We start from the raw sequence: 14,358 nt of genomic DNA, 5'->3' as shown, positions 1-14,358 counted from the left end.
TATATTGTTAGTTCGTTATTAATCTAAAAATGAGATTGAATGGAAAGAGGTGGCAGGTTTTGGAGCTTCGGCAGATCAAATATTTTATCGAAGTGGCAAAAGAGGAGCATGTGACAGAAGCCGCTTATCGTCTCCATGTCGCGCAATCTGCGGTGAGCAGGCAAATTGCTAAACTCGAGGATGAATTAGGAGTCGAGTTATTTTTGCGAGAGGGAAGACGGGTGAAGCTGACACGTGCAGGAAAAATATTTTTAGAACATATTGAGACGGCAGTGAACGAAATTGAAAAAGCTGTGACAGCAGTTGAAGATTTTTTAAATCCGGAAGCAGGGAAAATCCGTTTAGGCTTTCCTAACTCTTTAGCTACCAAAACTCTGCCTCGGGTGATCTCTGCATTTCGAAGCCAGTATTCCGATGTAGGATTTGACTTTCATCAAGGGTCCAATAAAGAACTGAGAGAGCTGGTCGAACTCGGTGAAATCGATTTGGCGTTCGTTTCCCCGGTGCCTGATGCGACATCTGAAATTGACACGCACATATTCTTCTCTGAGAATATGCGTGCGCTGCTGCCGAACCATCATCGACTCGCAAAGCAGGAACGGGTAAACCTTCGTGATTTAATAGATGATCAATTTGTCCTCTTCCGCACGGGGTACGATATGAGAAAGCTAGTCATTGATGCCTGTGAACAAGTGAATTTCGAGCCGAATGTAGGTTTTGAAAGTGAGGATATTTACACGATTAAAGGGTTAGTAGAGGCAGGACTTGGTGTCAGTTTGCTGCCGGAAACACTTTTGGTCGATCAAACGCCGCCTGGAACTGTCAGCATACCGATTAGTGTGCCTCGAGTCACGCGCACAGTTGGTGTCATTTTGACAAAAGCGCGTCCGCTTCCGGCATCGGAAAAGATGTTTTATGAGTTTCTAATCCGATACTATAACCGTTTGAATCAGTTTAGTTTTTAATATAAGAAGAACGAAGCAACTCAGTGACATGGGTTGTTATTTTTTGAAGATAATTATTCACTTTTGAATAATTATTTAAAAGTAAATAATTAGTTTAAATAGAGGAAATGACAGCTTTGTAAACTAATAATTTGATAGAGTAAATATATTGTACGGAAAGTTATTCGAAATTGAATAAAGGAGTGAATAATTATGAACTCGGACTGGCTGTTAAATAAAGATGAAAATATATTAAAGGCTGTTTATGAAGATGTGATGGTGACTAGTGCTTCAGGTGAAATCTTGCAGGTCTCAAAAGGAAGCGGGGACCATTACGGGATGGCTCCTGAAGATATGATAGGCCTGTCAGTGTATGACTTAGAGAAGAACAAGGTGTTTGACCCGGCGATTACACCTGAGGTCCTGCGCAAGAAGAAAAAAGTAACTGTTATCCAAACGACAGCTGCCGGAAAGAAAATTATAGTAACTGGTGTGCCGCTGTTTAATGAAGATGGCGAGATTGAAAAGGTAATGAGTTATACATATGATGTATCGGAACTCGAACTAGTGAAAGAGTTTCTAAGTGAGATGGAAAGAGAAATGGAGCGGGTCAAAAGTGAGGTCAAGCTATTAAGAAATAAACAGTATAAAATGAAAGGTTTTGTCGCCGAGAGTCCGAAAATGAAAGCAACCATTGAAATGATGATGAACGTGGCTGACGTAGATGTGACGGTATTGCTTCTTGGTGAATCAGGAGTTGGCAAATCAATGATTGCCCGCTGGATTCATCAGAATAGCCAAAGAAAAGATGGGGCATTTATTGAAGTGAATTGCAGTGCGATTCCTGAAGCGATTTTTGAAGCGGAGTTCTTTGGCTATGAAGGCGGGGCATTCACTGGAGCAAAGAGTAAAGGGAAAATAGGCTATGCTGAAATGGCTAATAACGGAACCTTATTCTTAGATGAAATCGGGGAACTCCCGATGCATTTACAGGCCAAGCTATTAAAGTTTATTCAGGAAAAAAGCTTTTATCGGGTAGGCGGCTCGAAAAAAGCAGAGTCCGATTTTCGCCTTTTGGCGGCGACGAACAAGGATTTAAAACAAGCGGTTGCGGAAAGAACGTTTCGGGAAGACCTCTATTTCAGGCTCAATGTTGTTCCGCTGTCTATACCACCCTTGCGTGAGCGGCCCGAAGATCTGTCTCAATTGATCAGCTATTTTTTGGAGAAATTTAATGAACAGCACTCTCGCGGGAAACAGCTTGCGAATGATGCGCTAGATGCTTTACTGTGCCACGAATGGAAAGGGAATGTAAGAGAATTGGAAAATTTAATCGAAAGACTGGTCGTTACAACCACAGCACCGGTGATTGGTTTTGAAGAACTCCCCTATGAGTATAAACAAGGACAGCTGAAGCGGAATTTCGGTGATATTGAACGGCAAACGCTTCCGGAAGCGTTAGAAGAACTTGAAGGTTACATGTTGACTGAAGCCAGAAAGAAATGCAGAACCACAACGGAAATGGCCGCTTTGCTCGGAATCAGCCAGCCATCTATCGTTAGAAAACTTAAAAAATATCATCAAAAACACTAGATTTGGCACAAGAATTGCATTAATATTCATCAAAGGCAATATTTTTGCATTCGGGAGGCTAAATTTATGCAACAGACACAATGGGGTCACTTAACAGAAAAGCTATCATCAATGCTTGCACCGAGCATGGCAAAGGATCATCCAAATCTGCCGGTCGTGAAGGCGGAAGGCTGCTATTACTATGGATTGGACGGGAAAGAGTATTTAGATTTCACTTCGGGAATTGCAGTGGAAAATGTCGGTCATCGTCATCCAAAAGTAGTGCAGGCCATAAAAGACGGAGTGGATCATTTAATGCATGGACCATCGGGGGTCATCATTTATGAATCTATTTTACGGCTGGCAGAAACACTCGGAAAGAAAATGCCGGGGAATTTAGACTGCTTCTTCTTTGCCAATAGCGGAACGGAGGCCATTGAAGGGGCATTAAAGCTTGCGAAGTACGCAACGAAAAGACCGTATGTCGTTTCGTTTACCGGCTGCTTTCATGGCCGGTCGATCGGCGCTTTAAGTGTGACAACGTCGAAAAGCAAGTATCGAAAGTATATGCAGCCGTCGTGGCTCACTTATCAGCTGCCTTATGCAAACCCTGCGGAATGTCCGGCCTCTGAGGACCCGGATACGTATTTTGCGGATAAACTGGAAAAGGAGGCAGCCTCTCTTTTCAGTCACCAGGTAGATCCGGAAGAAGTCGCTTGTATGATTCTTGAACCGGTATTGGGTGAAGGGGGCTATATCATTCCGCCTGCAGGCTGGCTGAAAAAGATTCGTGAAATTTGTGATCGTCATGGTATCTTGCTGATATTTGATGAAGTTCAAACTGGCTTTGGACGAACTGGGGAAATGTTTGCTGCTCAAACATTCGGCGTCACTCCTGACATTATGGCGATTGCCAAAGGGATTGCGGCAGGGTTGCCATTAAGTGCGACAGTCGCTTCTAAAGAATTAATGGAAAAATGGCCGTTAGGTTCACACGGCACCACTTTTGGAGGAAATCCGCTTGCCTGCTCCGCTGCGCTTGCTTCACTGGAAGTGATTGATGAAGAAAGATTGTTAGATAACTGTAAAGAGACAGGCGCTTATGCCTTAACCAAATTAAAAGAGATGCAGGAAAAGTATGATGTTATTGGTGCTGTACGGGGAACTGGATTAATGCTCGGAATTGAACTGGTTCATCCAGTAACTGGCCAAAAAGACGGCGCAGGTGTGATGGATGTGCTGGATAGAGCTTTAGAAAAAGGGGTCTTATTTTACCTGTGCGGCAATCAAGGGGAAGTTATTCGGATGATACCGCCGCTAACGATTACTAGAGAACAAATCGATAAAGGGTTAGCTGTTCTTGAAGAAGCCATTGAGGAATATCAGTCAAGCCTTTACGTAAAAAAGGAGGGTAATTAGATGGAGCCTCAAGTAAAAGCATCTCCTAACGTAGTATCACATGATCGTGAGGGACTGTATAGATTTTTAGTGCCGTCCTTAATCGGAATCTTGCTTTTCTTACTCCCTATTAAATTTAATGGGGAAGTGACCATCGGTGTTGGAATTTTAGCGGTGTTTTTTCAAGATTTAATTGGAGATTATATGGCGCCTTTCATTTTAGGTGTATTGTCTATCTCTCTAGTGATGAGCCTCATTGGTATGATTGCCAAACCGGCATTTATCATGGAACGTCCTTTTCTTAAGCAAATGTTTCATGTCGGTGCTGTGAGCTTAGGCGTGCGTTTTTTAGGATTAATGATCGGGTTGATGACGTTTTATAAAATTGGGCCCGAATTTATTTGGTCAGATAACACAGGCGGAGTAGTACTATATGGATTAGCTCCTGTCTTAATGACTTGGTTCTTCTTTGCAGGTCTGCTGCTTCCGCTGTTAGTAGAGTTTGGTCTGATGGAATTTGTCGGCGCTTTTGTAAGTAAGGTGATGCGGCCTGTATTTAAGCTGCCGGGACGTTCATCGATCGATTGTTTAGCTTCATGGATGGGAGCAGGGACAGTAGGAGTTCTTGTGACCACGAAGCAATTTGACGAAGGATATTATACAAGAAGAGAAGCAGCGGTCATCGCGACCACTTTCTCGATTGCATCAGTCGCTTTTAGTTTAGTAGTTGTGAATGTGGTAGGGCTTGGACATATGTTTTTGCCATTTTATTTAACAGTCAGCGCGGCTTGTATTGTTGCAGCCATTATCATGCCTAGAATTCCTCCTCTATCAAGAAAAGAGGACACCTATTATGAACCAGCAGGCAAACAAATTGATGAAACGATTCCAGAAGGAGTGACATCCTTTCAATGGGGAATGCAGCAGGCGTTAGATAAAGCCAATAAAACGAAAAGTGCCAGTCAGCTAATTAAGAGCGGACTAGAAACGGTAGCAGACATTTGGCTTGGGTTGATCCCTTTAGTGATGAGTTTAGGAGCGCTTGCGCTGATCGTGGCAGAATACACATCGTTCTTTAACATCATCTCTTATCCGATTGTACCAATTTTGGAACTCATGCAGCTTCCGGAAGCGGATGCAGCCGCCCAAACGATGCTCGTTGGATTTGCTGATATGTTCTTGCCAGCTGTCATCGGCAGCGGTATTGAAAGTGAGTTAACACGCTTTGTAGTAGCTGGCGTTTCTTTGACCCAATTAATCTACATGTCGGAAATCGGAATTTTGATTTTAAGATCCAACATTCCACTTAGCTTCTTAGAATTATTTATTATCTTTGTACAGCGTACAGTTATTACTTTGCCAGTGATTGTTCTAATCGCTCATTTATTTGTCTTTTAATAATGCAAAAAAAACACCGGACAGCTCAGGCTGCCGGTGTTTTGAACATTATGCCCAATTTCCGTTTCGGAAAATCGCTTCACGTGTTCCGTCTTCTTTAATGCCGTCAATATTCATTTCAGCTGATCCGATCATGAAGTCGACATGTGTTAAGCTGGTGTTCAATCCGTTTTTCTCGAGTTCTTCCTGCGACATCGTCTTGCCGCCTTCGATGCAAAATGCATAGGCGCTGCCGATGGCTAAATGGTTAGAAGCATTTTCGTCAAATAACGTATTGTAAAAAAGAATGTTTGATTCAGAAATAGGGGACTGATGCGGCACAAGGGCAATTTCCCCTAAATAATGAGAACCTTCATCAGTTTCAACGAGTCTTTTTAATACTTCTTCGCCTTCTTCTGCTTTTACATCTGTAATGCGTCCTTTTTCAAACATAATCGTAAATTTATCGATAATGTTCCCGCCGTAGCTTAGAGGTTTGGTACTTGCAACATAACCGTTGACTCCTTGCTTATAAGGAACGGTGAAGACTTCTTCTGTCGGCATATTGGCCATGAAAGAATGTCCCTGTTCATTGACGCTTCCTGCACCGACCCATAAATGGCCTTCAGGCAAGTCAATCGTTAGATCAGTGCCCGGTGCCGTATAGTGCAAAGATTTATAACGTTTCTCGTTTAAATAGTCCACTTTTTCATGCAGTTTATTGTCATGTTTCACCCATGCGTCAACGGGTGAGTCTGTGTCCGCCCGAACGGCTTTAAAGATCGCTTCCCATAGGGCAGGGACTTGCTGTTCTTTTGGAAGGTCAGGAAATACTTTTTCCGCCCATGCATCGGATGGAGCGGCAATGACAGTCCAGCTGACTTTATCGGATTGGATATATTGACGATAGGTTTTCATAGCTTGGCCGGCAGCTTTTTGAAAATCAGCAATTCTTTCAGGGTTAATGCCTTTTAAAAGGTCAGGGCTTGATGAGATCACGGACATAAACGCGGCCCCTTTTTCCGCTAATTCTTCAAGCATCTTAGCCCGCCATACCGGATACTCTTTGAATGCTTCATCTGGAGCAAGCTCATACTTCGTGCGAGAGACGATGTCATCGTTCCACTCCACATTTACATGTTTCGCACCAGCTTCATATGCTTTTTTGACAATCAAGCGAACAAGTTCTTGGGCATCCAGTGAAGCGTTGACGACAAGCGTTTGGCCTTCTTGAATATTCACTCCGACTTTTACGGCAAGTTCCGCATATTTTTCCAATGTTTCTTGAAAGTTGGTCATATGTATTCTCCTTTAGATTCAATTTATGTTAATTGTATCAATAAGAAGAGCGATTTCAAAAGATTTGCAATAAAAAAACCTGAAGATTCAAACTGATTCTTCAGGTTGTTCAAGGAATAGGCTCCTAAGTATGGCTGGATCGCCAGCTAAGTCTTTTAGCGTATATCCATCGAGAACAGCTAAATACGCTTGCAGAGCTTGAAATAAGACATGTTTTAAGCCGCAGACGGGTGTGATTACACACTGGTTGCCATCAGGATTAAAACATTCGACTAAGTAAAAGTCGTCTTCTGTTTTTCTCACGACGGCTCCAATATTAATCTCTTCAGGGGGGAGAGCAAGCCTGATCCCGCCGTTACGCCCGCGTATGGTTTCAATAATGCCCATTTTTCCTAGTTCATGAATCACTTTCATTAAATGATTCTTAGAAATCCCGTAAGCTTCTGCAATTTCTTTTATATTTGATAACTCTGAGCGTTCTTTGCTTCCGAGATAAATAAGCACCCGCAAAGAGTAATCGGTATAAAGGGTTAACCTCATTCGTTTTCACCACGGTTCTATTAAATCCAGCCTGCAAATATTCTTCTGTGCAGTGCTTTAATATTCTATATTCTACTTAGCAAACGACTAATTATCAAGCGAAGCGGAAGGAATCAAATGTGAACAATTTTAAAACATGTATTTTAGATATTGCTTTTAACTGCTTAATAGATTATAAATAAGATATATTAAAAATACATCTTTAACGGAGGAATTCCATGTTATCTCAAAAAACGATTGATATTGTCAAATCTACTGCTCCTGTTCTTGAAGTTCATGGTACTGCGATTACGACTCATTTTTACCGTACAATGTTTGAAGCGCATCCAGAACTATTAAATATTTTTAACCATGCCAACCAAAAACAAGGACGCCAGCAAACAGCGCTTGCTAACACTGTATATGCGGCTGCTAAATATATTGATCAACTAGAAGTGTTAATTCCTGCTGTTAAACAAATTGGCCATAAACACCGCAGTTTAGCTATTAAAGCGGAGCATTATCCGATTGTAGGGGAGTATCTTTTGAAAGCAATTAAAGAAGTGCTTGGAGATGCGGCTACTGACGATATTATTAATGCATGGGGAGAGGCGTATGGAGCGATTGCCCAAGTATTTATTGATGTAGAAGCGGAAATGTATAAAGAAGCCAGCGAACAAGATGGCGGCTGGATGGACTTCAAAGAGTTTGAAGTAGCAGAGAAGAAAGAAGAAAGCTCTCTGATTACATCATTCTATCTAAAACCGAAAGATGGCGTTAAATTGCCAGCTTACCTTCCAGGCCAATACATTACAGTGAAATTAAGTATTCCTGGAGAAGAACACATTGTTAATCGCCAGTACAGCTTATCTGCAGCTCCTAACGAAGAGTTCTACCGAATTTCAGTGAAGAGAGAAGCGGATCATCAGCCAGAAGGCAAAGTTTCTAATTATTTACATGACCATATCCAAGCTGGTGATGTAGTTGAGGTAAGTGCGCCGGCAGGAGATTTCTATTTAGAAACTAATCAATCAGCCCCAGTTACACTGATCAGTGGGGGAGTTGGCGTGACACCAATGATGAGCATGCTTCATACATTGGCTAGTGAAGGAACAAGCCGAAATGTGACATTTATTCATGCGGCTCGTGATGAACAAGCTCATGCTTTTAAAGATGAGGTGCAACAATTAGTCAGCCAACTAGAAAATGGACGTTCTTATATCGCCTATGAAAATGCTGGCGAACAAGCAATGTGCGATGTAAAAGGTTATATCAGCAAAGAATTCTTAGCAGGCGCAGTGGACAACGATAGCATTTGTTTCGTATGTGGTCCAGTACCATTTATGGAAGCAGCTATCTCACATTTAAAATCGAATGGGATCTCTGATGAAAACATTCGATATGAATTCTTCGGTCCAGCTGTGGCACTGCAAGCTTAATCCTATATGTATAAACGGGCATTCTCCTATTTTATGGGAGAATGCCCGTTTTTTATATTAATTTTGAAAAAAGAAAACGTTTTCACTATTTTGAAAGTAAATTCTGAATTCTATTGACAAATAGTGACAAAGTTTACTATTATGCTATAGTAAGTATTTTTATACATAGTATTGAATAAACAGATAGGGGGAAGAAACATGGGAGGATTTGCAAACCAAGCATGGGGCAAGCTTTGGAATATGCATCATGAGACGAAAAAAACTTTAATGCTTTTTTCGCAAACCTCAGTTTCATCAGAGAATGGAACAAGCATTTCGAAAGATAAGAAAAGTGTGAAACCAGATCCAAATCAAAAACCTCACCGCAGTTTAAGACAAAATATCGGTCTATGGTTAGGTCCATTATTATTCATGCTGATTTTATTTGGATTATCGCCAGAAGGCATGTCAAAGGAAGCGCTTGCCGTATTAGCGAGCACAGCCTGGATAGCGACATGGTGGATTACGGAAGCGATTCCAATTCCGGCAACTTCCTTGCTGCCGATTATTTTGTTTCCGCTTACAGGAGCGGTCACTGAAGGTATTACGAGTGCTTATGCGGATACGACGATCTTTTTATTCTTAGGTGGTTTCCTATTAGCGATTGCATTAGAAAAGTGGAACTTACATCGCCGCATGGCTTTAAATATCATTTTGTTTGTCGGAACAAGCACTCAGCGAATTGTTCTAGGGTTTATGATTGCGACAGGGTTTTTGTCGATGTGGATATCCAATACCGCAACGGCTATGATGATGATGCCGATCGCACTGGCTGTCATTAAGCATGTAGATGATTCGATTCCAGGTAAGAGCGGGGAAGAAACCAACTTCGGAAAAGCAATGATGCTTGGAGTGGCCTACTCAGCTTCGATTGGCGGACTCGGAACATTAATTGGTACGCCCCCAAACACGATTTTTGCTGGCGTAGTCAAAGAATTATACAAAATTGACCTTTCATTCGGCATCTGGATGCTGTTCGGAGTTCCATTGGCAGTTATTCTCTTGGCAGCTGTTTGGATTTATTTAGTGAAGATGGCCTTCCCATTAAAGCTAAAAGAAATTCCGGGCGGAAAATCAATTTTACAATCTCAGAAAGCAGAATTAGGACGAATCAGCTTTGAGGAAAAATTAGTGTTAACGGTGTTTACCGTTACGGCATTAGCATGGATCAGCCGGACGTTTATATTAATGGACTATATTCCATTCCTAGATGATACGATTATCGCCATTACGGCCGCAGTGCTTTTATTCATTCTTCCATCTAAACAAGCGAATGATGGGAAATTATTAAACTGGAATGATGCAAAAAATATTCCTTGGGGCATTTTACTTCTATTTGGTGGCGGCTTAGCCATCGCAAAAGGCTTTAAAGATTCTGGTTTAGCTCAATGGATTGGCGAGCAGTTAACGATTCTGCAAGGTGTTCAATTTATTGTTATTATTGCAGTCGTTACAGCTCTAGTTATTTTCTTAACAGAAATCACATCAAATACAGCCACAGCAACAATGATGTTTCCAATCATGGCATCGCTTGCGTATGCACTAGATGTCCATCCGTATGCCTTAATGGTAGCAGCGGGCATTGCAGCATCTTGCGCATTTATGCTGCCGGTTGCCACACCGCCGAATGCCATTGTGTTTGGTTCAGGGTTAATTAAGATTAATGATATGGCCAAAGCCGGATTTTGGATCAACATTGTATGCATCGGTTTCATCACATTTATGATCTATGTATTCATGCCGGTTGTGTGGGGAATTGACTTAAACGTTTTCCCGCAAGAATTAAAATAAACAAGAAGGGTGACTCAGCTGAGTCACCCTTTCTGTTTATTTAAAAAGTGGCTGACGAAGATTTCGATTTCATCAGACTTTAATGGCTTGCTGATATTATAGCCTTGAATTTCATCACAGCTTAATTGGATAAGCGCTTTTAATTGTTCTTCGGTTTCTACTCCTTCAGCTACTACTTGAAGATTAAATAATTTAGCTAAATTAATAATCATTTGAACAAGTGCTTTACCTTCTTCTGAAGTGTTCACATCATCAATAAAAGCTTTATCGATTTTCAGTGTATGAATCGGCAGCTTTTTTAAGTAGGTGAGTGAAGAAACACCTGTTCCGAAATCGTCTAGTGAGATGGAGATGTTTTTACTCTTTAATCGGTTAATCACTTCTACCGCTAGATCGAGGTTTTCCATGATAGATGTTTCGGTAATCTCTAGTTCAAGGTGTTTGCCGTCTAAATTATGCTTATTCAGCATAAACATCACCGTTTGATGCAGCGTGTTGGATAAAAACATTTGAGCTGATATATTTACGGCAATTTTTTGTATGGCATGGCCGTTTTCTGACCAAATTCTCATTTGGCGGCAGGCTTCATTCAAGATCCAATGTGTTAAGTCAGTAATAAATCCATTCTTTTCAGCAATAGGAATGAAAAGAGCAGGAGAAACGAAACCGAAAATAGGACTTTCCCAACGCACTAAAACTTCGGCGCTCGTAATCTGCTTTTTGTGCACATCATATTTTGGCTGATAACATAGGTAAAATTCGTTGTTTTTCAAGGCCTTGCGAAAGTTCATCGCAATCTGGCGCTCTTGATCATTATCGTGTACAGATGGATGATAGACCACTGCTTGGTTCTTGCCATTTTGTTTAATATGCTGAAGAGCCTTTTCTGAAGCGACAATTAATTGTTCAAACGATCTTCCGTGATCAGGAGAAAGAGACACTCCTGCAGAAGCAGTTAAAGTGACTGGCTGATCCTCGATATAAAATGGATAATCTAAATGTTCCAGTAGTGCTTTCGCTTTTTTTAATGCTTGATCGGCTGTTACCTGGCCAACAAGCATGGCAGAAAATTTATTGCCTTCCATCCGGTTTAAAAAGCTTCCGGCAGGTATAAAGGATTGTAAACGGGTGACTAAATCTAGCATTATTTTATTTCCATTGCCATACCCAAAGGTTTCATTGATCCACTTAAAGTTATCGATATCAAAAACGATAAGCATGAATTCTTCTTGAGCGGATGATAAATGCTGGCTGGTATACTCTCCGAGGTGCCTCCGATTAGGCAGCTTTGTAAGTTCGTCATAGTAGATGAGCTTTTCAGCCATTCTGCGATCAAGGGCAGCAGCCGTTAATAGGCTTACAAACATCAAGGCAATCATACTGTATAAAAGAACTGGATGGCTCTCAAATGAATGCATGGCAAGCGGGTGCGAATCAATAGCCAGTAAACCTGTGTAAAACACACAAAAGTAAAGAAGACTTAGAGTCAAGCTGTTTAACACTTTATAAAACCAGCTTCTCTTAAAAGGAAGCGGTCGTAAAAAATGTATAACTGTATAAGCAAAAACAAAGACGGCTGCGATAAATAAAAGGAAATAACTCACGCTATATACTTTCGGAAGAGATCGAAGCCACATACTAGCAGCAGAAAAATATGAAATAATGATGCCGCCAGTCACTATAGAACAGACTGACCATGTGGGAGATTGCTTACTTCTTGTATTATGCATGTTATAAAATACTAAATACAATGACATGACAATAGACAGAATCGAAAGTGACAGCAGTCCGCTAAAATTATTTAATGAAGCAGACGTGAAAAAAATCTGAAGGAAATAAAAGATCCATATGGCTCCAGACAACAGCAGGGATGAACAAAGGATAAGCGCTTGTTTTTGACGCAAACGAAAAGAAGCGATTCGTTCATTCATCTGCATAGTGAAAAAATACCCGATGAAGGACAATAAAATAGACAGTAAAATAATGTCCAGCTGTTCAAATTCTGTTAAACTTTTCATTGTAAGTGATTACCTCTATAAAAATGGATTCATTTGTAAGATTATTCAGTTCTCTCATCATATCAGAACTGGGTGAAAACCACTACTATTTTTCTATAATTTTGTTACATATTGTTAATCTTTGTCGATTTTTAGAAGAGAATAGCTTATGATGATAATAGAAAGAAATAATATGCAAAAGAGGCTAATATTGATCGAAAGCGCATGAAAACTTTTAACTTTATGTCGATAAAAGAAGTACAAAATATAAAGAGTACAGGGTGAAATGTCATGGATAAATCGTCGTTAATAGGTGTCATACTCGGTTTAATTGCAGTTGGAGTAGGGATGGTGTTTAAGGGAGTAAGCCCGGTCGTTTTAATAAACCCAGCAGCGATCTTAATTATTTTATTAGGTACGGTGGCAGCGGTTGTCATTGCCTTTCCGACTAGTGAATTGAAAAAGGTGCCGAAGCTGTTCGGAATTCTCTTCAAAGAACAAGAATTAATGTCTCCTCAAGAAGTCATTAAATTATTTACGGGCTGGGCAGAACTTGCACGTAAAGAAGGCCTCTTATCTTTAGAATCTAAAACCAATGAAATTAATGATCCATTTTTGAAAAACGGCTTAAGTTTAGCGGTCGACGGTCAAAGCGCAGATTATATTCGTGATGTAATGAATGAAGAAGTATCAGCTATGGAAGAAAGACATGGAGCGGGTGCTGGAATCTTTACTCAGGCAGGAACATATGCCCCAACACTTGGAGTACTCGGCGCTGTTATCGGTTTAATTGCAGCCCTTGGGAATATGAAAGATACGGATTCTCTAGGACATGCGATCTCAGCCGCATTCGTAGCCACTTTGCTCGGGATCTTCACAGGATATGTTCTTTGGCATCCATTTGCGAATAAATTAAAGCGTAAATCAAAGCAGGAAGTCAAAATAAAAGAAATGATGATAGAAGGCATCTTATCTATTTTAGAAGGTGAAGCACCACGGGTACTAGAGCAAAAGTTATCTTCTTATTTGCCGGCAGAGGAGAAGAGAAAACTTTTAGAAGAAAGCGGCGGTGCAAATGGCTAAGCGTAAAAAGCATAAAGAGCACGAACATATTGATGAATCATGGCTCATTCCCTATGCGGACCTTTTAACTTTATTGCTGGCATTGTTTATCGTTTTATTTGCGAGCAGTTCGGTCGATGCGAAGAAATTCCAAATGCTTTCCGAATCGTTCAACCAAGCATTTGATGGCGGGACAGGAGTGATGGAATATCCAAACCCTGTGCCGGAAAACACGGTTTCTCCTGATGATGAAAAGCAAAAAAAGGTCGGCGGCTTAGGTAAGCAGGACCAAAAAGAGCTGTCAGAAATGCAAAAAAATATCACTCAATATATTGAAGAGAACAATTTGCAAGATAAAGTGGAGACGGTGTTAAGTGGAGAAGGTCTGCTGCTTCGGATTCGAGACAATGTATTATTCAACTCAGGGGAATCTGAAATTAGACCCGAAGATCAAAAGGCAGCAAGAGAAATTTCACAATTGCTTGTGATGGATTTGCCTCGAAACATTGTTATTAGCGGACATACAGACAATGTGCCGATCAAAACGGCAGAGTTTGAGTCGAACTGGGAATTGAGTGCGATGAGGGCCGTCAACTTTATGAAAATCATTTTAGAAAATAAAAACTTGGATCCGCGTCTTTTCAGTGCAAAAGGCTATGGAGAATACCAGCCGATTGGCGCCAATGATCAAGTCGAAGGCAGAGCAAAAAATCGCCGGGTCGAAATCCTGGTCTTGCCTCAGGGCCAAAAAGAAAATCAAATGAAGCAGTAGAGGACATTAACTCCTCTTATGTTTACCGGAACGTTTTGACGCGTTCCGGTTTTTTAGTGTGCCCGGCATGGGTGTAATCTATAGGGTGAGAGTCCCGAACTGTGAAGGCAGAAGTAGCGGTTAGCTTAACGCAAGGGTGTCCGTGGTGA

Annotated in this window: 11 protein-coding genes; 8 read left to right on the top strand and 3 right to left on the bottom strand. The window is 41.1% G+C overall.

Annotated features, from left to right (window positions below):
- Nucleotides 1–59 precede the first annotated feature (59 nt).
- The 4 genes from gltC (at nucleotide 60) to JOC78_RS12195 (ending at nucleotide 5,312) form a co-directional block, all read left to right on the top strand.
- Entirely contained in the window at nucleotides 60–965 is a 906-nt protein-coding gene (gene gltC / locus JOC78_RS12210; protein ID WP_204556301.1) for a glutamate biosynthesis transcriptional regulator GltC, read from the top strand.
- A 192-nt stretch (nucleotides 966–1,157) separates the two neighbouring features.
- On the top strand, nucleotides 1,158–2,537 hold the full coding sequence (locus tag JOC78_RS12205) for a sigma-54 interaction domain-containing protein (RefSeq protein ID WP_204556298.1): 1,380 nt from the start codon (nucleotides 1,158–1,160) through the stop codon (nucleotides 2,535–2,537).
- A gap of 66 nt (nucleotides 2,538–2,603) precedes the next feature.
- The gene (locus JOC78_RS12200) at nucleotides 2,604–3,935 is read left to right on the top strand and encodes an aspartate aminotransferase family protein (RefSeq protein ID WP_204556288.1); all 1,332 of its coding nucleotides are present in this window, start codon (nucleotides 2,604–2,606) and stop codon (nucleotides 3,933–3,935) included.
- Nucleotides 3,936–5,312 (top strand): YjiH family protein, encoded by a 1,377-nt coding sequence (locus JOC78_RS12195; protein WP_204556286.1) that lies wholly within the window; start codon nucleotides 3,936–3,938, stop codon nucleotides 5,310–5,312.
- 48 nt (nucleotides 5,313–5,360) lie between these two features.
- On the opposite strand, the gene JOC78_RS12190 is transcribed toward JOC78_RS12195, so the two are convergent.
- Nucleotides 5,361–6,590, bottom strand: coding sequence for an aminopeptidase (locus JOC78_RS12190; RefSeq protein ID WP_204556284.1), 1,230 nt, complete (start codon nucleotides 6,588–6,590; stop codon nucleotides 5,361–5,363).
- 87 nt (nucleotides 6,591–6,677) lie between these two features.
- Nucleotides 6,678–7,130: an RrF2 family transcriptional regulator gene (locus tag JOC78_RS12185; RefSeq protein WP_204556282.1), complete on the bottom strand. Its 453-nt coding sequence runs from the start codon at nucleotides 7,128–7,130 to the stop codon at nucleotides 6,678–6,680.
- Nucleotides 7,131–7,348: 218 nt separating this feature from the next.
- Between JOC78_RS12185 and hmpA the strand changes: the two genes are divergently transcribed.
- Both hmpA and JOC78_RS12175 read left to right on the top strand, forming a co-directional pair.
- A complete protein-coding gene (gene hmpA, locus JOC78_RS12180) occupies nucleotides 7,349–8,548 on the top strand; it encodes an NO-inducible flavohemoprotein (protein ID WP_204556280.1) in 1,200 nt (399 codons plus the stop codon).
- Nucleotides 8,549–8,746: 198 nt separating this feature from the next.
- Nucleotides 8,747–10,378: an SLC13 family permease gene (locus JOC78_RS12175; RefSeq protein WP_204556279.1), complete on the top strand. Its 1,632-nt coding sequence runs from the start codon at nucleotides 8,747–8,749 to the stop codon at nucleotides 10,376–10,378.
- Between the two features lie 23 nt (nucleotides 10,379–10,401).
- Here JOC78_RS12175 and JOC78_RS12170 read toward each other — a convergent pair whose 3' ends face one another.
- Complete coding sequence (locus JOC78_RS12170) at nucleotides 10,402–12,396, bottom strand: putative bifunctional diguanylate cyclase/phosphodiesterase (RefSeq protein WP_204556276.1); 1,995 nt, start codon at nucleotides 12,394–12,396, stop codon at nucleotides 10,402–10,404.
- A 270-nt stretch (nucleotides 12,397–12,666) separates the two neighbouring features.
- On the opposite strand from JOC78_RS12170, the gene motA reads away from it, so the two are divergent.
- A complete protein-coding gene (motA, locus tag JOC78_RS12165) occupies nucleotides 12,667–13,458 on the top strand; it encodes a flagellar motor stator protein MotA (protein ID WP_204556274.1) in 792 nt (263 codons plus the stop codon).
- Nucleotides 13,451–14,209, top strand: coding sequence for a flagellar motor protein MotB (gene motB / locus JOC78_RS12160; RefSeq protein ID WP_204556272.1), 759 nt, complete (start codon nucleotides 13,451–13,453; stop codon nucleotides 14,207–14,209). The genes motA and motB overlap by 8 nt, the downstream gene beginning before the upstream one ends.
- Nucleotides 14,210–14,358 lie beyond the last annotated feature (149 nt).

Source organism: Bacillus ectoiniformans (assembly GCF_016908875.1).
GTDB lineage: Bacteria > Bacillota > Bacilli > Bacillales > Domibacillaceae > Bacillus_BX > Bacillus_BX ectoiniformans.
This window is presented reverse-complemented; position numbering and strand designations above follow the sequence as displayed.